Raw genomic sequence first — 18,301 nt, 5'->3', positions numbered from 1 at the left:
GAGCTTCAGCAGGGGTGCGCCGGCGAGGAGGAACCAAAGTGCAGAGGTCCAGGTCGCGTTCCGGGCGCACCGAGGCCTACGAGGCCGAGCGCCACACCCAGGCAGTGCGCCGTCAGACGCCGGGCGCCGGTGCCGCCGTACCCGCGCCGCTCACCGCCGATGCGTTGCGCGCCGTACAGCGGACGGCGGGCAACGCCATCGCGGCCGGCATGATCGCCCGCCGCGCCCGCACCGAGGAAGCCCCCGAGGCGCCCGGCACCGACGTGCACCAGGTGCTGGGATCGGCCGGGAAGCCGCTGGCCGGTCCGGTGCGCCAGGAGATGGAGGCCAGGCTCGGTGCCGACTTCTCCGACGTCCGCCTGCACACCGGTGCAACCGCCCGGAGCTCCGCGGCCGGGATCGGCGCCCGCGCCTACACCTCGGGCAGCCACATCGTCATCGGCGAGGGCGGAGGCGACCGGCACACACTCGCCCACGAGCTGACCCACGTCGTCCAGCAGCGCACCGGCCCCGTCGCGGGCACCGACGACGGCAACGGGCTGCGGGTCAGCGACCCTTCCGACCGCTTCGAGCGCGAGGCGGAGGCGAACGCGTCCAGGGTGCTGTCCCAGCCCCTCTCCCAGGCCCCCGCGGAGGACCACCCGGCCCAACCGCCCCGCCACCGGGCCGCCGAGCCCTCCGTGCAGCGGCGCCCGCAGCCGAAACCCGCCGAAGAGGAGGGCGACCACACCCACGTCGACCCCGACTACCCGGGGTTGCGGCTCATCCTGGACAGGGAGAAGAGCGCCAAGACCAACGAGACGATCTTCCAGCTCTCTGGTACCGAACAGCGCGTGATCTTCGATGAGGGCGGCGACTTCGGATACATAAAGGCCGACGACGACCTCAGTATGTACTACAGCCTCGGAGAAATCGGGGCGGACAAGGCCCAGGCGGACCTGACCGGCCACTTCACACCGCAGCGGGACACGATCTATAACGTCAAGGCGAACGGCCAGGCCTTCCACGAGGCGTGGATCGACAGCCTGCAGGACTTCGAGGCGTACGGAGTGAGTTCGGATCAACTGGTCGAAGTGAGCGTCGCGTTGCTGCAAGAGGCCAGCGGCCGTGCGGACACCGTTGCGGGCGGGCTCGACGAGGTTAAGTTCAACAACGCCGCCAGCGGCGTACGGAACAGCGCCGCGCTCGATCCGATCAAGATCAAGGTCAGCGGGAGTGGCATCAGCATCAAGGACGGAAATCACCGCCTGGCCGCGGCTGCCCGGCTGGGCTACGCCTACGTGCCCTGCAAGCTCGTCTGACCGGGGGCGGGTCGTGCGGACCGCCCCTCACGCGCCGGTGGCCACGGCAAGGTACGGGCCGAACTCGCCCTCCAGGACCAGCCGTCCGAGCTTGCGGTACTCCTGCGCGACCGCCGTCACCACCTGCCGCATGGTGAGCGGGCCGCCGGACTCCGCGGCGAGGTAGGCCGCGGTGACCGCGCAGGCCCGGATGGAGCCGCCGGCGAGTTCGAAGCGGTCCGCGCAGAAGGCGAGGTCCAGGTCGTCGGCGCGGGGCAGCCGGTCGCCCAGGCACCGGTCCCACAGGGCGAGGCGGTGACCGGCGTCGGGCACGGGGAAGTCCGCGACGACGTCCAGGCGGCGGGTGAACGCCTCGTCCAGGTTGGCCCGCAGGTTGGTGGTCAGCACCGCGATGCCGTCGAACGACTCCATGCGCTGCAGCAGGTACGCCGACTCGATGTTGGCGTGCCGGTCGTGCGCGTCCTTCACCTCCGAGCGCTTGCCGAAGATCGCGTCGGCCTCGTCGAAGAGCAGCACCGCGTTGACCGCGGAGGCCTCGGTGAAGATCCGCTCCAGGTTCTTCTCGGTCTCACCGATGTACTTGTCCACAACTGTGGACAGATCCACCACATACAGATCCATGCCCAGATCCGCGGCCACGACTTCCGCGGACATGGTCTTGCCGGTGCCCGACTCCCCGGCGAACAGCGCGATCACACCGCGTCCCCGGCCCCCGCCGGGCCGCATCCCCCACTGCCCGAGCACCTGCTCGCGATGGCGGGCGCGCAGCGCGAGCTCCCGCAACCGCCGGTGGGTGGTGGGCGGAAGCACCAGATCGTCCCACCCGACACCCGGCTCCACCCGCCGGGCCAGCCGGTCCAGCCCCGCCCCGTTCTGAGCGCGTACGGCGGCCCGCACATCCTCGGGACGGACCGGACGGCCCGCCAGGGCGGCCGTACGCACCGCCACATCGGCGGCACGGCGCAACTGCCCGGCGTCCAGCCGGTGCGCGGCAACAGCCAACGCCAACTCCTCGGCGTCACCGGTCGCGACGCCATCCCCAGCAGCTCGGGCGAACGCGCCGACCTCACTGGCCGTGGCCCCGTCTCCGGCAACTTGAGCGAACACGCCGACATCGCCGGACATGACGCCATCCCCAGCGGCACGGGCGAACGCACCGACCTCACTGGCCGTGGCACCACCCCCGACGGCTCGGGCAAGCGCCTCAGCCTCGCCCGTCGCTGAACCGTCACCGGCGGTCCGCGCCAGGCGGCCGGTCGTGGAACCGTCACCGGCGGTCCGGGCGAACCCGTCGACGCCGCCGGGCACCACCGAGCCGTCACCCGCGGCCCGTTCCAGGGCGTGCCGCCAGCGCACGGCCTGCCGTTCAGGGGAAGGGGCCGGCACGGTCAGGACGACGGGGGTGTCGGCCGCCCATTCCGGGGCCCAGCCGCCGGTGCCGTGCGTGAACAGGGGGATCCCGCGTAACGCCGCGCACAACGTCCAGAGCGTACGGGCCCGTTCGGCGGGTTCGGCGGGCAGCGACTCCAGCGGGCCGAGGACGACGCCGGCGCCGGTCAGGCGGGCTTCGCGGGCGGTCGCCCGGGCCAGCTCCGGCACCTCGGCCGGGCGCCGGGCGAGTGCCACCGCGTCCAGGGCGAGCGGGCGCAGCCCGGCCGCGTGCAGGGCGGCGGCGGCGAGTCCCTCGGCGTCGCCGCCGCGGCTGCGCAGATGGACGAGACCGACGCCGGTCATGGCCGCGGCGGCGGTCAGGTGGACGTCCGTCTCCTCGGCGGTCGGGTCCTCCCGTGCCTCGCCGAGCACCCCGGCGAGCCGGGCGTCCGGCTGCACGCTGCCCAGCAGGTGCCCGGTGACCCGGTCGGGGACCACCAAAACCCGGGACAGCGGCGGCCGTTCCGGCTCGGTGACCTCCACCAGTCCGCCCTCGATCAGCGGCGCTCCGGGGGCGAGCCGGAACCGGGCGGGTGCCGCGCCGGTGAGCCCGCACAGCTCCAGGGCGAGCCCGACCGTGGGCCGGCGGCGTGTCAGGTCGTCGTTGAGATAGCCGTAGAGCCGCTCGAACCGCGCGTCCAGATCCGGCGCCATCGCGACCAGGAGCAGGTCCAGATCGAGGGGGGACAGGCCGAACCGCCGCGCCAGCCCGTCGAGTACGGAACCGGCCGGCGGCTGCCAGGGCTCCTCCCCGGGTACGTCGAGACCACCCGGCTCGTCCAGAATCCGCGCCGCCGCCTCGGGCGTGAGGTACTGCCCCCGGTACGGATCGTCAGGATCCGGATCCCCCGCCCGCCGCACCCCCACCGCATGCCGAACCCGCTCCTCGACCGCACGAAGTCGCGTCCACAGGGGGTCGATGTCGGCGGAGAGGAGTTCAGCGGCAGGGCGTGTTACGGCGCCGGGTGCGGCGACGACAGGTTCGGCGATGTGTGTCACGGCCGGCGGTCCCCCCGGCGGCGCCCGTCGGCGTCGGGCTGAACGGTTGCGCGGTCTCCCCGGCACGGCCGGCCGGCGATGGACTGAACAGGAGCGCGGTCCCCACAGCGGCGCCGTTCGGCGCCGGACTGGAGGGCGGATCCGACCACAGTGGGTTCTGCAGCGTCTGTCACGGCTGGCGGTCCCCCCGGCGGCGTCGGGCCGGGGCCTCGCCCCGTTCACGCGGGCCGGTGAAGCCGTCGGAGCCCGGGTCGCTGACCTCCTTGTAGCGCAGTCGGCGGCCCGGTGCCGCTTCCTCGCCCTCGCGGGCGGCGGCGGAGCGGACGACGAGGCCCTCGGTGACCGGCGGGGCGGTGACCCGGCTGATACCGGCGAGCGGTGCGCGCACGCGCAGGCCGAGCGAGGCCTTCAGCTCACCGCCGAGCGCCGACCACACATCGGACGCGGCCGGCGCGTCGAGCGCGGACCCGCCGGCGTCCAGCCCGACGGTGAGGCCGAGTTCGGCGAGCGTGCCGGTGAGCAGCCGCGCCGGCACCGTGTCCGTGGCCACCAGCGTGGCGAGCACCTGCGAGAGCAGCCGGTGCTCGTCCTGCGGGCGGCTCGTCCACGCCGTGACCATGTACGACAGCCAGAACCAGCGCGGCGGGGAGCGCCGCGCCACCAGGAACCCGTCCTCGTCGTACACCTCCCCGGCGCCGGTGCCGCGCCGGGCGGCGTCCTCACGGATGTCGTACAGGAAGACGCAGACCGTCGGGGCGCTGCGCCGCGCCGCCCAGTCCCGGGTGGGGGCGTCGAAGACGACCTCGACGCCCGATGCCTCCAGGCCGGACTCGCCGAGCAGCCGCCGCAGCCCCTCGTCGACCTCGTGGATCACCGGCGGCTCACCTCGTCGGGCGGCTGCACGCTGCCGCTGACCACCAGGAAGTCCGTCTTCACCGGCGAGAACCCGGGACCCCTGGCGGTGATGGTGCGCGGTCCGGTCTGGTCCTTGGCGAGGATGAGCAGCTGGCCGATGAAGGTGCCGTCCCGCTTCGGAATGGTCGGCGCCGCCGCCGCGGTGATCCCCGGGTTCCACTTGAACCGCACCGGCACGCCCGGCGGGAAGTCCTTGCCGCGCACCGAGGTGACGAAGCCGGGCTTGCCGATCTCCGGCACCGCGATGATGCGCGGCTGCAGGATCCGCACCCGCTCCCGGGCGGTGTTGTCACTCCTGTCGGCGTCCGTCCCGGTGGTGGTGAGGATGCCGACCGCCTGGCCCGTCGTCGCCTTCTTGGGGCTGAGGACCACCCGTACGACCGTGCTCCCGCCCGGCCTCAGATCCGGCAGCGCACACACCCACGAGGTGTCACAGCCGGCCGGCGGCCCGCTGTTCGCGATGCCCCTGGGCAGGCCGATCTTCAGCCGCAGCCCGGTCGCCAACGCGTTACGGCCGTTGCGCACGGTGTACGTCACCACGACCCGCCCGCCCACATAGCCGGGGTTCGGCTGCGCGTTGACGCGCACGCCGGGTCCGGCCTTCGGCTCCTCCGGCTCCGGCGGCACGCCGGGCGGCGTGGTGGTGGGCGGCCCGCTGGTGGGCGGCGCCGGGGGCGGCGTCGGTGTCGGAGTGGGGCTCGGGCTCGGCGGGGGCGGCTGCTCCTCCTCGACCACCGGCACGACGGTCCGGCCCGTGTTGTCGGTGGGCTCCGGATCCAGGACCGTACCGGTGACCGACCAGTCGATCGGTGCGTCGCCGGGCGTGACGCCGGTGAGGGTGACGTCGACCGGCACGGTCGTGCCGGGCTCCACCACGCCGACGTCGCACTGGAGAGAGGCGGCGTCGCAGGTGCCCCCGGGATGGGTGATCCCGGTGATCTGCACGCCGGGCGGCGGGGCGATGGTCAGCGTGGTGCCGGGAGAGGCGGCGGGGCCGTTGTTGATCACGTCGACGGTGACCGTACTGGAGTCGCCGACGGTGACCTCCGGCGTGGTACCGGGCGCCTCTAGGGCGAGGTCCACGGACTGCTGGACGGCGGGTTCCTTCTGCCGGCCCGGGAGATCGGAGGTGAGCGGGGTGATGTCACCGGACTCGACGTCCACGGCGCTCAGCTTCTCGGGGCTGTTGACCGCGGCCTCGGCGCGCGAACTGAACACCAGGCTCTTGCCGTCGGCCGTCCAGGCGGCATCCCGCGGCTGGTGCGGGCCATTGGCCGAGGTGTCCGGCAGCTCCCGGCCACAGGCGCCGGGGAGGTCGAGGAGGGAGGCGGGCAGCAGCACCTGGCAGTTGTCGCCCGACAGGGACGTCAGGAGCAGGCCGTTCTGTTCGTCGACCGCGCCGCCGCCGTTCTTGCGGTTGTAGGCGACGGTGAGCCCGTCCGGGGAGAACGCCGGGCTGTCGTCGATGACTTCGCAGTCCCCCGGGCAGTTCTTGGCGCTCAGGTCGGTCTGCCGGCCCAGGTTGTTGACCGGCACGGTCCAGATGTGTTTGTTGCCGCCGCCCCCGTTGATCTCCATGTTGCGGGTGAAGGCGAGCGTGGTGCCGTCGGAGGACCAGGTGGGCTGGGCGTCCTGCCCCTGGAGCTCACCGGCCGGCGGAGTGACCTCACCGGTGATCGCACCGGTGGCCACGTCGGCGATGAGGATGCGGCTGGGTCCCGCGCCCTCACCGACACCGCCCGGCGAAGTCCGGGTGAAGGCGAGGAACTTGCCGTCCGGGGAGAACGTCGGGTCGGTGTCCCAGTCCCCCGCGGCGCGTCCGGCGAGCCGCATGGGGGCCGCGTTGGAGCCGTCGGCGTCCACCATCCAGATCCGCTCGACGCGCCGACCGTTGATGGTCTCGAAGCGGGTGACGACGATCCGGCGGCCGTCGGGCGTGTAGTTCTGCCGCTCGGTCCACGGGTCGTACTCGGCTCTGGGCCGGAACAGCGGGTCCTTGGCGGGATCGGTGTTGGTGTCGGCCTCCGGGTCCTCGTTGAGGATCGTCAGCCCCAGGTCGCGGGGGTCGGACCCGTCCGCCCGGACGTCCTGCAGCGTCACCACGTGCGCGCCGGAGAGCGGATCGGTACGGGTTCCGGGGTCGTCCGCCGTGGTGCGCTCCACGATCACGCCGCCGCCGTTGTTCGAGCCGAGCCAGGTGGGCGAGCGGACCTCCCGGTCCTCGTTGAGCACCAGTGGAGGTTCCACGTTGGGGTCCTCGCCGGCATGCGCGGGGAACGTGAACACGTGGTCGTAGTTGCCCTCGCAGTCGCAGGTGATCTCGGGGCTCAGGAACACCACCTCGTTCCCGTCGGGCTTCCACGCTGCCGCGTGGGCACGCCAGTCGGCAAACGTGCCCGCGAACAGCGGCTCGTCGCTGGTCCCGTTCGTGATCCGCAGCGTGGGCCGGGGCTGCCCGTCGACGGTGGCCGTGGCGGTGTACGCGATCCAGTCCCGGTTGACGTCGTCGTTCACCGGGTTCCACGCCGGCTCGGTGGCGGTGCCGTTCACGGGATTGGTGATCCGGGTTGCGGTGCCGCCCGCCAGGCGCCGTACGTAGATCTGTGCTCCGGCCGCCGCGTCGCTGTCACTGGAGTACGCGATCCGCTGCCCGTTCGGGGAGACCGCCGGGTCCTCCTCGTTCGCCGGGGTGTCGGTGAGCTGCGTCAGACCGGTGCCGTCGGCGCGCACCCGCCACAGGTCGCGCTGCGTCCCGCCGCCGACGCCGCTCGCCTCGGCGGAGTCGAACAGCACGGACCGGCCGTCCGGAGTCAGTTGGGGGTGCGCCGCGTCCATGCCGGTGGTGAGCTTGCGTACGGAACCGTCGGCGGCCCGCAGATAGATCTGCGGGTTCTTCTCGTCGCGGCGGCTCGCGAAGACCATCTGGTCGCCGACGGCGGACGGCTGGGTGTCGTAGTGCGCCGGGCCCGCCCCGAACAGCGGTGCGCTGAAGTTCTCCCTGGGGTCGTCGGTGGGGGAGGTGACCCTGCCGAGACTGCGGTGCCGGGTACCGGCGTAGGCGACCCGGGTGTCCGCGGCGTCGGCCGCCGCCCGCGCCCGCGGTTCGGCGCTGCCCGGTCCTGCGGCCGCCGTCACCCCGAGCAGCGGGATCAGCAGCAGCAGCGACATCCCGAGTCTCCCGAGGCGGTACCGCCCGCCGGAGCCAGCGGTTTCCATCAGGGTCCCCTTCGCAGTCTGGTGCGGCATCTGGATGTGCCCCCGCCACCCTGCACCGCCCCCGTGCGGGGCGGCAGGGCGGTGGGGACGTACCCGGGGGAAACATGGGGTGCGCTTTCGGGCAGTGCCGGGTTCCCGGAGGTCGCCGGACACGGTTCGCACGCACCCGTCGACCAGTACGTCGGATTCGTTGGCCGGACCAACCAGTCGACCGGCCCGTCAGATCAGCCCGTTGCGCAGGGCGTAGCCCACCGCGTGGGCCCGGTTGCGCAGTTGCAGTCGGGTGATGATCTCGTGCAGGACGTTCTTGACGGTCCGTTCGGAGTACGCGGTCTTGCGCGCGATCTCCGCCGTGTCCAGGCCGTCCGACACCAGGCGCAGCATGTCCGCCTCGCGCGTGGTCAGCGTGGACAGGGACAGGCTCCCGGGGTCGAGTGCCGAGCGCTGGAGGTTGCCCACGTGGGAGAGCAGCTTGCCGAGCAGGTCGCCGGGCAGCACTCCCTCTCCGTTGGCTATCGCCAGGACCAGGCGCAGGAGCTGGTCCTGTTCGGCCTCGGCGCGCCGCAGCACCGCCGCCACTCCGCACTCGATGACGCGTTGCAGCGCGCCGGGTCCGAGCGTGCCTATCACCAGACCGGTGCGGGTGGCCTTGTTGTGCCGCAGCCGGTGCAGCAGGGCGACCACGTCGTCGCCAACGTTGTCGACGACCACCAGCGACACCTCGGCCCGTTCCGCGTCGGCGTCGTCGACGAGGTCGACCTCGGGGCGCTGGCGCAACTGGTGGACGATGCCGACGCGCAGCACCGGATCGGCGGCGTAGACGGCGACGGTCACCCGGCCCGGACGTCCGGCTCTGGACGTCCGGTGGGCGGCCTTTGCCGGGGCGGGATCACGTGACGTGGTGTCGGACATGGCAGGGCTGGTCTCCTCTGCACATAACATCGCTGGTTACCTGTTCCGGGGTTGGTGGGCAAGGGTGATACAGGACGAGGCGCCCACCGGAGGGCGGCGCACGGGAAACGGCACGCCACATCAACGAGCTACCGTTACCAGGGAGTTGATATTGGCTTGCCGGGCAGCGTGACTGCCCGTGTGTTGCCCTCGCGTTCCTCGTGGGACTCCGGGGCACACTTCTACTGTGGTGGCGTGACGCCTTCTGCAGCCTCTTCCGGCCCGGGTGCGCCCGGCCTCGACATTCCGGCCGTGACGGTGACGCCGGGCGAGATCGCCACGACCACTGTGACCGTCCGCAACGACAGCGACATCGTCGAGGCGTACAACCTGGAGGTCGTCGGGGGCTGTGCCCCCTGGACCACCGTGGAACCGGCTCGGGTCTCGCTCTATCCCGGCACTTCCGAAACGGTGACGCTTCGTCTGGCCCCGCCGCGCTCCCCGGACATCCGGGCCGGCGAGAAGCCCCTCGGCGTGCGGGTCCTGCCGACCGAACATCCCGAGTCGGTACGGGTCCTCGAGACCACCGTGCACATCGAGGCGTTCCACGAACTGCAGACCGAGCTGGCCCCGCGCCGACGCCGCGGCTGGCTGCGCGGCCGCTATAAGCTGGCGGTGCGCAACCAGGGCAACACCCCGGTGCAGGTGGGCTTCACGCCCGGCCAGGCGGGCGAGGAGCTGGGGTTCGCCTTCACCCCGGCGCAGCCCAAGCTGGAGCCCGGCGAGTCGGCCGAGGTCGGCCTGCGGGTCCGTACGGCCAAGCCGGTGTGGTTCGGCGCCCCGGTGGTGTGGCCGTTCACGGTGGACACCGCCGAGACCGGTGACCGGGACGAGGAGCAGCCCCGGTGGGACGAGCCCGCCGCCCGGCCGCCGCTGGACGCGGAGTTCGTCCAGATCCCGATCTTCCCCCGATGGCTGCTGATTCTGCTGGCGGCGCTGCTCGCGCTGCTGATCGCCTGGTTCGCACTGGTGCGTCCGGCGGTGAAGAGCGCCGCCAAGGAAGCCGCCGAGGAGGCGGTCCAGCCGCGTCCCACGCCCGGGGGCGAGCAGAATCCGGGTGCCGAGACCGGCGGCGGTTCGAATCCCCAGCCGGGCGGCCAGGAGCCGGGTGCACCGGCCGGATCGGGCGGTGGGGGCGGGGGCGCCACGGGCGAGGGCGGCGTCACCGGCACCAGCGGCCAGCACTCGGAGACCATCGACGTGCAGTTGGCCGCCGGGGAGACCGCGTCCAAGTCCTACAAGGTGCCCAAGGACAGTGTCTTCGGGGTCACGGACGCCGTCGTCGCCAACTTCCAGGGCGACGAAGGGGTTTTGACCTTCAACTTCGGCGACCGCAAGATCACCACGATCGCGCTGGAGACCTTCCGTAACCAGGACTACCACTGGGTGACCCCTATCAAGATCGCCGAGAACGACACCGTGACGATCAGCGTGACGTGTGCCAAGCCTGGTACGCCCGCGACCGGTCGTCAGGCTCAGGGGTGCCACGAGGTCCTGAACGTGAGCGGAATTCTCAGCAGCACCAAGCAGTGAATCGGACCCCCCGATTCACAGACATTGTGGATCGATCCCGGCGTTCTCTGTAAAGAGTGGGATCTTGATCCGTCCGGAAATGACCAACCCGGGTCCGAAACAGGACCCGGGTTGCGTCCGTTCGGTCAGGTCAGCCCGCTGTGACGCCCGTTCTCGGCCCGTTCCGCTCCCAGGCGGGCGAAGTATTCGATGAGTGCGGGGTGGTCGACGGCGGCCGGGCTGACGACCTGCGCCACGGGCGCGCCTTGCAGCAGCCGCTTGACGGGGACTTCGAGGATCTCGTCGTGCGATCCCCGGCAGCCGCTCGACGACGTGGTGGATGTCGGCGCTGCCCAGCCGGACGCCATTGCGGTTCAGCGTGGAGTCGGAACGACCGTGCACGATCACCGACCCATGACCCATGACCGTGTTCCAGTCGCCGTGCCGCCACACACCGGGGTACTTCGACTCGGCAACGACGAGATCGCGGCCCGGGCCGGCCTCTACCCGACATGATCTTGTTCTTGGGCGGGTCAGGCCGCGGTCACCTGCTGGGCCAACAGCAGCGCCAGTGGGCCGCCCTGAAGCAGGAAGCGTCCCTCTGTAGCGACCTGGATCGCGTCCGACATCGGCAACCACATGAGTTTGAAGTCTGCTTCGCCGGCTGTGAGTTGTCGCGGCCCCAAGGTGAGACCTTCGGCCAGGCAAAGGTAGATGCGGGCGGTGGAGTTCAGGGTGATGGCGTACGAGCCGAGGGGGCGCCAGGTCTGGGCGGTGACGCCGGCTTCCTCGCGCAGCTCGCGCCGCGCGCACTCTTCCGGTGTCTCGCCGGGCTCCCGGCGCCCTCCGGGCAGGAACACGTACTCACCGCCGTGCTTGGGGAATTCGGCGGTCAGGACGGCGACCATGCCGTCCGCGTCTCGGGCCACGACGACGGAGGCGTCGGGCATCGCCCTCCGGTCGGTTGCTGTGGTCATGGCCGGGGAGCGTAGCCGCCTACGCCGACAACCACGCTGCGGACGTTTGCCGGCCGTCGGAGGCGCTCGGGCCCCTTCCACTCGATCGGGTGCCGTGGAAAGCCCGTTGCCGATACGCCGCACGAATCGTCGCGGCTCTGAGAGGCAGATCCCCCGTGCATTCCGCACCTGATGCAGATGTCCTTTCAGCAGGGTCCCGAGGGCAAGACCACCACGTACTGTCCACCCGGAGTGCGTGCGCCTGGTCGGTCTTGGCGCCACCCGCTTGCGCTGCGCCGAGCTGGCGCCTGCGACCAGCGCGGGCTACATCGTGATGGCCGATGCGGAGGGAAGCGGGTTCTGCTTGAACTCGGCGATGGGGAACTTCACCCCGGTGAGGTCTTCGGAGACGGCCCACAGCCGCTGCTGGACGGCCACCTCGTACGATTCCGGGCTGGAGGTGACCAGCCGGGGGTGGCCCTTGACCTCGTTGCGTCCGCCGGGGCCGTAGTACTGGGCGCCGAGCGCGGCGGGGTCGGTGGCGGCGCGCAGGGTCGGCAGCGCGCCCATCGCCGGCGTCTGGGTGATCAGCGGCGCGAGCCAGGTGAGCGGAAGCCGGAGGGCCGTGGGGAGGTTGCGGGCAAGCTCCGTGCTGGACATGCCGGGGTGCGCGGCCACCGCGACGGTCGTGCCGTGCGTGGCGAGCCGGCGCTGCAGCTCGTAGGTGAACATGAGGTTGGCCAGCTTGGACTGACCATAGGCGGCGGCCCGGCTGTACGACCGCTCCCACTGCAGGTCGTCGAAGTGGATCGCGGCCCGGATGCGGTGGCCGGTGCTGCTGACCGTCACCACGCGCGAGCCGGGCACCGGCAGCATCAGGTCCAGCAGCAGCCCGGTGAGCGCGAAGTGGCCGAGGTGGTTGGTGCCGAACTGCATCTCGAAGCCGTCCCGGGTGGTCTGCTTCGGGGTGTACATCACGCCGGCGTTGTTGATCAGCAGGTCGATCCGGTCGAGCCGGGACCGCAGCGCCGCCGCCGCGGTCCGGACGGAGTCGAGCGAGGTCAGGTCCAGCGCCTGCACGGTCACGTCGCCGGTCATGCGGGCCGCGGCCTGCTCGCCCTTCTCGACGTTGCGCACGGCGAGCACCACGGACGCCCCGCGCTCGGCGAGCGCCTTGGCGGTCTCGTACCCCAGTCCGGTGTTTGCCCCGGTCACCACGGCCACCCGCCCGCGCTGGTCCGGAATGTTCACCGTCGTCCACTTCTCGCTCATGTCAGGCTCCCAAACGTAACGTACCAAAGGTATCTTGTGTCGACGACGTTAAAGTACTTCTGGTACGTTGTCAACGTACCGCAGGTACCTAAGCTAGGCTGGTGATCGTGACTTTCCAGCGGGCGCGAACCGAAGAGCAGCGGGAGATCCGCCGACGGGCGATCCTCGACACGGCGTCGGCGATGCTCGACGAGATGCCCGTAGCCGCAGTCACCCTGAACGAGCTCAGCCGCCGGGTAGGCCTGGCGAAGCCGAACGTGCTGCGCTACTTCGAGTCTCGCGAGGCGGTGCTGCTGGAACTGCTGGACCACTTCCTGCAGGAGTGGCTGACGGAACTGGCAGGCGAGTTGGCCGCCGGCATCAACGAAAATCTACCCATGACCGAGCGAGCGGCAGCGGCGGCCGAGATCCTCAGCCGCTCACTCTCCGGCCGAGTGGTGCTGTGCGACCTCTTCGGCGCACAGGGCAGCGTCCTGGAACACAACGTCTCCGTCGAGGTCGCAGCGCGCCACAAGCGCGCCTCCCTGGACCACCTGACAACCATGACCGCCCTGATCCAGAAGTACCTGCCGGAGCTGGGCGAGAACGCAACACTGTTCAGCCTGCAAACCATGGTCATGGCCGGCGCGCTGTCGGCGTACAGCACACCCCCACCCAGTCTGCAGGCGGCCTACCAGGCCGAGCCCGACCTGGCCCGCTTCCACCTGGAGCTGCAGGACTACTTGAAGCTGGCCCTGACCGCAACCCTCCTGGGGGTGCTACCCCGCAGCTGACGTGCGTCGCACTGGAACAGGCAGAATCCTCTGCACTTCTCGCGTGCTCGGACGGTGGAGGCCGGGGTGCCCGAACTCAGCGAGCCGTGCATGTGACCTGATGCTCAGCGGGGGCCGCGAGGGCGGAAAGGTGTGACGGTTCGTACGTGCCGTCTTCGACTTGGGCTCCGGCGTCGTTCATGCCACGCTCGCCAGTAATCCGGAATGAATGCCCCAGGGCACAGAACAGCTCGGCCACGACGCCGCATCCGGGTGGACCGAAGTTGGCGGACAGCAGCCGTGGTTGGCAGGCGCAGCCGTGCGAGCTTCAGACGTGGTCTCGGTGCGGTCGACGGTGTGCGGCACTGCGTGGCTGGCCCTGCGGCGGTCTGTTCTGTAGGGCCTGAGCGGCCGCACGGGGGTGAAGCGGGCCGGGCGCCCTGAGCGTTTACGGTCGGCCAGCGCCGGCCGGCCGCCGTGAGCGAACTGGCCGCGCCAGGCACGAACCGTGTCCAGATGCAGGCCGGTCTCGTGTGCGATGCGCGCACCGACGTGCCGCGTGCAGGACGATCTGCGCACGGCACCGCAGCCGTTGCTCGGTCTTGTGGCCATAGGCCATCTTCTTCAGTCGCTCGCGCTCGGCGGCGGTCAGGACGATCGGGCAGGCCGGGGCAACGGGCATGACAGGCAGGTAGATCGGGAGAAGCGGAACACGACGGGTCGCAGCCCTCCGGGCTCACGCCAATGCCCAACAGAACTCAGCTTTCCGCGACCGCCGGCTCGAGCAGGGACAGCGTCCGGTTCTCCGCGTCCACATGTGCGCGGACGCCGACAGGCAGCGGCAGGTTCGGCGAGGTGTGGCCGAAGTCGACCTGGGCGAGGACCGGGATGTCACGCTGCGCCAGGACATCGAGCACCACGTCGCGTAGACCTGCGCGGTCTGTGCCGCCATCGTGGGGCGTGACCTCAGTCGGGATGCCGACCACCATGCCAGCGATCCGGTCCAGCACACCGGACAGCCGCAAGGTATGCAGGTCGTTCCAGATCCGCGAGACCGGCCGCTGCACCTCCTCCCAGAACAGCACGGCGCCTTCGAACCGTTCGGCGGCCAGCGCGAACGGTGTCGCCTGCAGTAGAACCAGGCGGTTCAGCAAACCGCCGAACAGTGGTCCCTGCGCGCGGCCCGGCCGCCAGGTTTCCCAAGCCCCCATCGCCGGCAGCACGCCCGGCGCCTCGGCCTTGGTGAGCACACGGGTGTAGAGGTCGACGAGCTCGGAGCGACGGGCCTCGTCGCCCAGCGTGTACCAATCGCTGCCGAAACCGTGGGTGGCGATGTCGGCGTGGAAGCCGACGAGGCCGGTCTTGGCGTGCAACGCCATGTGCAGCAGCGAGATATCGCTGTAGCCGAGGATCGGTTTCGGGTCGGCCCGGATCGCGTCCAGATCGATCAAATCGAGATAGCCGATGGTCGCCTGTCCACCGGTATGCGCGACGATGGCCCGCACCTCCGGGTCCCGGAGCAAAGCATTGAGTTCGTCGGCCTGCTCCGCCGGAGTGCCCGACGCCCACCAGCGATTCTGCGCCGGGTTGACCATCGGGCTGACCCGCACGCGGAAACCCATCCGCTCGAGTATCGCCACACCGCGGGCGAGCAGTGGTTCCTCACCCGGTTCAAGCTGGCCCGAGGGCGCGGTAACGACCACGAGATCGCCGGAACGCAGCGCGCGGGGCCGAAGGATCGCAGGCATGGGGCCTCCTCCTTGTTGATCAATAATGGCGCGCAACAAGGCCCGTGCCGCCGATATTCCGCCTCACCGACATGATCAAGCCAAGCCCCGAAACCCCGGCTGGGCCCACCGACCGCCTCCACGCGGACAACCCAGGAAGGGCGGGTGCCGATGACGGGTTCGTCGGCACCCCGAGGACTCCTTCGACCGTGCCTGCCAGCCCCACTTCGCCACCCCAGACCACTGGGGCCTGTCCGGCGGACCAGGCCGGCTGAGGAACGGTGCCTCATCGGTGCAGATGTGCGTGCCAGACCCCGCGACGCCGGCATGATCCGCCGGACAGGCCCTGAGTGACTGATGTGGAATCGGGCCCCGATGGCAACCCTCGAAGGATTTCCGAAGCCGACCACTGAGGTGGGGCGCCGGTTCGGCCGGGGCGACCGCCACCGGTCCCGTACGCCTCGCCCCGGAGTGCATGTGAGCTCGCCACTCACGAAGGTGCCGGACACATGGTGCACCTGGTGATCGCGCTACGAGATGCCGACGTGGCCACCCACACCGGAGACCTCTCCGGGGCGCGCCGCGCCCTCAGCCGGGCGGTCAGTCATCAAGGGCGCACGGACACGGACGCCGAGGCGCCCAACTGGGCGCGGATCTCCAAGACGTGATGCTGCTCGACCTGCGCTGAGCGCCGGGCCGGGCGACGGTCCCCCGGCCCGCGACCCGCCCCGGACAGCCATCCACGGCATTCCGCTTACGGCAGCGGACGCCGCATCGCCCTTTTCTCGCCATCGTCAAGTTCCCTCGTGTCAACGCGGCGTGTCCGGCATTGTTGCCGAGAGCGCCGCCGAATCGTTTCGGCGGGCCGGGATTCCGTTTCCGTGGTGATGCGATTACGCCGGTGTGAGGGGGGTGGCATAGTGTGGCTGTCCTATTAACCGCCCGATAGTGCTCCTGAGTTGACGGTTACCTCGCGCTGCGCGCCGTGTGTCCGAGCTGGTTGATCGAGAGGACTCCGATGCCCGAATCCCCGACCTATGCAGTGCGCTCGGAGCCCGACCGGGCGGGCGCCACGGGCTCGGCACGGAACAGGCATGCCAGGCCGCCGGCCCAGGACACGCCGAGCGATTCGGCCACACTGTCGCGAACGGTGCGTCTCGCCGTCCTTCCCGCGGCCCTCATGGCGGTCCTCTCCGCCGCGCTGGTCGCCTTCGTGCTGCTCACCCAGGACGGCACCGCGGACGGGACCACCTGGACCGCGCTGATCGCCGGCGCCGTGCTCGGCTGCGGGGTGCTGGCCGGTGCGGTACGGGCCGGGCGGGCCGCGGCCCGGGACGTGTCACGGCAGCACGCGCCGCTGCGCCGCGCCGTCGCCGAAGGCCAGGCCGCGCTGCGGGGCACGCTGCAACGGCTGGAGCGGGGCGAGCCGTTGGAGCAGCAGGCTCCGTTCGCGCAGGCCGGCCCGCCGCCCACCGACCCGGTCGACCGGCTCGCGTACGAGATCCGCGTCGGCACCTGGCAGGCCTGCACGGCCCTGGCGCAGTCGGCACAGCTGCCCCGCGGCAGCGCGCCGGACAGCGAGGAGCGCGTCGAGGTCTTCGTCAACCTCGCCCGGCGGCTGCAGTCCCTCGTGCACCGCGCGATCAACATGCTCGACCAGCTGGAGAACGAGGTCGAGGACCCGGAACTGCTCAAGGGCCTCTTCCACGTCGACCACCTGGCCACCCGCATCCGCCGCCACGCGGAGAACGTCGCCGTGCTCGGCGGCTCCGTCTCCCGCCGCCAGTGGACCCGCCCGGTGACCCTGACCGAGGTGCTGCGGTCGTCGATCGCCGAGGTCGAGCACTACTCCCGGGTCAAGCTGGTGCCGCCGATCGAGGGCACCGTGCGCGGCCACGCCGTCGCCGACGTCATCCACCTGCTGGCCGAACTCGTCGAGAACGCCACGATGTTCTCCGAACCGCACGCCCAAGTCCTGCTGCGCGCCCAGCGGGTGACCGCGGGGCTCGCCATCGAGGTCGAGGACCGCGGTCTGGGGATGCCGCTGGAGGAGCAGGCGCGGATCAACGCCCTGCTCGCCGAGCCCGACCACATCGACCTCGGCAAGCTGCTCGCCGACGGCCGGATCGGCCTGTACGTGGTCTCCGCGCTGGCCCGCCGCCACGGCATCGCGGTCCGGCTGCAGAGCAACATCTACGGCGGTATCCAGGCGATCCTGATCATCCCGCCCGGTCTGCTCGGCGACGAGCCCGGGGACGCGCCCGCGCAGGCGGCCGGCGAGAGGCAGAGACCGCCCCAGGCCGCCCCGGCCCCGGCGCAGCGCCCGGTCCCGCCGCACCAGCAGCAGATCACCGGCGCACAGCAGCAGGCCGGCCGGACGCCCGCCGCCCGGCCCGTGATGCCCCCGCCGGCCTTTCGGCAGCCGCTGCCCCCGGCCCAGGCACAGGCCGCCGCACCTGCCGCACCGGGCCCCATGGCGCAGCAGCCTGCACGGGGGACGGGAGCGCCGCCGCCGTACACCCCGCCGCAGCAGCACGCACGGGGTACGGGAGCGCCGCAGGCGTACGACCGCGGTCCCTCCCTGGGCTCGGACGCCCGGGACGGACGGCCGCCGCTGCCGCAGCGCCAGGCGCAGGAGCACCTGGTGCCGGAACTCCGCAACGGCCCCGCCCCACGCCGGTCCGACGACCAGGAGGTGGAGCACGATCCGGGACTGATGGCCATGTTCCGGCGCGGAGTCGACCTGGCCGACAACGAACCCGACGAGCCGCACGCCGGCGGCTCCCGATGACCACTGGCTCCGTTTTCGGACAAGGAGAAGAACGCCACCGTGAGCGACATGTATGCCGGCCAGCAGAAGAATCTGGACTGGCTTCTGGCCGGACTCGTCCAGAGGGTCCCCTACACCCGCAGCGCCCTGCTGCTGTCCTCCGACGGACTGGCGAAGGCCTTTGACGGGTTCGAGACACCGACCGAGGCGGAACACCTGGCCGCCCTGGCGTCCGGACTGCACTCCCTCGCGCGCAGCGCCGGCGTGCAGTTCGCCCAGGGAGCGGACGTACGGCAGGTGGTGGTGGAGCTGGACACCGCCCTGCTGTTCGTCTGCGCGGCCGGCTCGGGCGCCTGTCTGGCCGTGCTGGCCGAGCGGGACGCCGACGCGGCCGTACTCGGCTACGAGATGGCCATGCTGGTCAAGAGCGTGCGCCCGTATCTCTCCACCCCGGCCCGACAGCAGGTGCCCGGCGGCTCGCCGGACGCGGGACGTTGAG

14 protein-coding genes and 1 pseudogene are annotated in these 18,301 nt (G+C 71.4%); 6 read left to right on the top strand and 9 right to left on the bottom strand.

Annotation, left to right across the window (positions count from 1 at the left end; all coding sequences use genetic code 11):
• Positions 1 to 38 precede the first annotated feature (38 nt).
• Positions 39 to 1,301, top strand: a complete 1,263-nt coding sequence (locus QQY66_RS25420; protein ID WP_301982619.1) for a DUF4157 domain-containing protein — start codon at positions 39 to 41, stop codon at positions 1,299 to 1,301.
• A gap of 27 nt (positions 1,302 to 1,328) precedes the next feature.
• Here the strand turns inward: QQY66_RS25420 and QQY66_RS25415 are convergent, their stop codons facing one another.
• From QQY66_RS25415 to QQY66_RS25400, 4 genes are all read right to left on the bottom strand, one after another.
• A complete protein-coding gene (locus QQY66_RS25415; protein WP_301982618.1) occupies positions 1,329 to 3,731 on the bottom strand; it encodes an ATP-binding protein in 2,403 nt (800 codons plus the stop codon).
• Positions 3,732 to 3,900: 169 nt separating this feature from the next.
• Positions 3,901 to 4,605 (bottom strand): DUF4255 domain-containing protein, encoded by a 705-nt coding sequence (locus tag QQY66_RS25410; protein ID WP_301982617.1) that lies wholly within the window; start codon positions 4,603 to 4,605, stop codon positions 3,901 to 3,903.
• Complete coding sequence (locus QQY66_RS25405; RefSeq protein WP_301982616.1) at positions 4,602 to 7,862, bottom strand: hypothetical protein; 3,261 nt, start codon at positions 7,860 to 7,862, stop codon at positions 4,602 to 4,604. The genes QQY66_RS25410 and QQY66_RS25405 overlap by 4 nt, the downstream gene beginning before the upstream one ends.
• A 219-nt stretch (positions 7,863 to 8,081) precedes the next feature.
• Positions 8,082 to 8,774, bottom strand: a complete 693-nt coding sequence (locus QQY66_RS25400) for a LuxR C-terminal-related transcriptional regulator (protein ID WP_301982615.1) — start codon at positions 8,772 to 8,774, stop codon at positions 8,082 to 8,084.
• A gap of 234 nt (positions 8,775 to 9,008) precedes the next feature.
• Between QQY66_RS25400 and QQY66_RS25395 the strand changes: the two genes are divergently transcribed.
• Positions 9,009 to 10,346 carry a hydrolytic protein gene (locus QQY66_RS25395; RefSeq protein ID WP_301982614.1) on the top strand — a complete coding sequence of 446 codons (1,338 nt, stop codon included), beginning with the start codon at positions 9,009 to 9,011 and terminating at the stop codon, positions 10,344 to 10,346.
• 125 nt (positions 10,347 to 10,471) lie between these two features.
• On the opposite strand, the pseudogene QQY66_RS25390 reads toward QQY66_RS25395, so the two are convergent.
• The 3 genes and pseudogenes from QQY66_RS25390 to QQY66_RS25380 form a co-directional block, all read right to left on the bottom strand.
• Positions 10,472 to 10,787 (bottom strand): annotated as a pseudogene (locus QQY66_RS25390) (acetoacetate--CoA ligase); the annotation flags it as partial.
• Between the two features lie 71 nt (positions 10,788 to 10,858).
• Positions 10,859 to 11,302: an NUDIX hydrolase gene (locus QQY66_RS25385; protein WP_301982613.1), complete on the bottom strand. Its 444-nt coding sequence runs from the start codon at positions 11,300 to 11,302 to the stop codon at positions 10,859 to 10,861.
• A 303-nt stretch (positions 11,303 to 11,605) separates the two neighbouring features.
• Positions 11,606 to 12,553, bottom strand: a complete 948-nt coding sequence (locus QQY66_RS25380; protein WP_301982612.1) for an SDR family NAD(P)-dependent oxidoreductase — start codon at positions 12,551 to 12,553, stop codon at positions 11,606 to 11,608.
• 107 nt (positions 12,554 to 12,660) lie between these two features.
• Between QQY66_RS25380 and QQY66_RS25375 the strand changes: the two genes are divergently transcribed.
• Complete coding sequence (locus QQY66_RS25375) at positions 12,661 to 13,326, top strand: TetR/AcrR family transcriptional regulator (RefSeq protein ID WP_301987487.1); 666 nt, start codon at positions 12,661 to 12,663, stop codon at positions 13,324 to 13,326.
• A 177-nt stretch (positions 13,327 to 13,503) separates the two neighbouring features.
• On the opposite strand, the gene QQY66_RS25370 is transcribed toward QQY66_RS25375, so the two are convergent.
• Both QQY66_RS25370 and QQY66_RS25365 read right to left on the bottom strand, forming a co-directional pair.
• Positions 13,504 to 13,917: a helix-turn-helix domain-containing protein gene (locus QQY66_RS25370; RefSeq protein ID WP_301982611.1), complete on the bottom strand. Its 414-nt coding sequence runs from the start codon at positions 13,915 to 13,917 to the stop codon at positions 13,504 to 13,506.
• 146 nt (positions 13,918 to 14,063) lie between these two features.
• On the bottom strand, positions 14,064 to 15,053 hold the full coding sequence (locus tag QQY66_RS25365; protein WP_301982610.1) for an LD-carboxypeptidase: 990 nt from the start codon (positions 15,051 to 15,053) through the stop codon (positions 14,064 to 14,066).
• 488 nt (positions 15,054 to 15,541) lie between these two features.
• Between QQY66_RS25365 and QQY66_RS25360 the strand changes: the two genes are divergently transcribed.
• The 3 genes from QQY66_RS25360 (at position 15,542) to QQY66_RS25350 (ending at position 18,300) form a co-directional block, all read left to right on the top strand.
• The gene (locus QQY66_RS25360) at positions 15,542 to 15,700 is read left to right on the top strand and encodes a hypothetical protein (RefSeq protein WP_301982609.1); all 159 of its coding nucleotides are present in this window, start codon (positions 15,542 to 15,544) and stop codon (positions 15,698 to 15,700) included.
• A 482-nt stretch (positions 15,701 to 16,182) separates the two neighbouring features.
• Positions 16,183 to 17,823 carry a sensor histidine kinase KdpD gene (locus tag QQY66_RS25355; protein WP_301982608.1) on the top strand — a complete coding sequence of 547 codons (1,641 nt, stop codon included), beginning with the start codon at positions 16,183 to 16,185 and terminating at the stop codon, positions 17,821 to 17,823.
• A gap of 48 nt (positions 17,824 to 17,871) precedes the next feature.
• On the top strand, positions 17,872 to 18,300 hold the full coding sequence (locus QQY66_RS25350; protein ID WP_301987486.1) for a roadblock/LC7 domain-containing protein: 429 nt from the start codon (positions 17,872 to 17,874) through the stop codon (positions 18,298 to 18,300).
• Position 18,301: the final 1 nt, after the last annotated feature.

Origin of the sequence: Streptomyces sp. DG2A-72 (assembly GCF_030499575.1) — a bacterium.
Lineage (GTDB): Bacteria > Actinomycetota > Actinomycetes > Streptomycetales > Streptomycetaceae > Streptomyces.
Note: the sequence above shows the minus strand (reverse complement) of the source record. Positions and strands in the feature narration are given on the sequence as shown.

Bases quoted from the DNA above. Each gene is read 5' to 3' on its own strand.
- QQY66_RS25380 (WP_301982612.1), bottom strand. From the start codon at position 12,553: ATGAGCGAGAAGTGGACGACGGTGAACATTCCGGACCAGCGCGGGCGG.
- QQY66_RS25405 (WP_301982616.1), bottom strand. From the start codon at position 7,862: ATGGAAACCGCTGGCTCCGGCGGGCGGTACCGCCTCGGGAGACTCGGG.
- QQY66_RS25400 (WP_301982615.1), bottom strand. From the start codon at position 8,774: ATGTCCGACACCACGTCACGTGATCCCGCCCCGGCAAAGGCCGCCCAC.
- QQY66_RS25365 (WP_301982610.1), bottom strand. From the start codon at position 15,053: ATGCCTGCGATCCTTCGGCCCCGCGCGCTGCGTTCCGGCGATCTCGTG.
- QQY66_RS25370 (WP_301982611.1), bottom strand. From the start codon at position 13,917: ATGGCCACAAGACCGAGCAACGGCTGCGGTGCCGTGCGCAGATCGTCC.
- QQY66_RS25360 (WP_301982609.1), top strand. From the start codon at position 15,542: ATGGTGCACCTGGTGATCGCGCTACGAGATGCCGACGTGGCCACCCAC.
- QQY66_RS25350 (WP_301987486.1), top strand. From the start codon at position 17,872: ATGTATGCCGGCCAGCAGAAGAATCTGGACTGGCTTCTGGCCGGACTC.
- QQY66_RS25385 (WP_301982613.1), bottom strand. From the start codon at position 11,302: ATGACCACAGCAACCGACCGGAGGGCGATGCCCGACGCCTCCGTCGTC.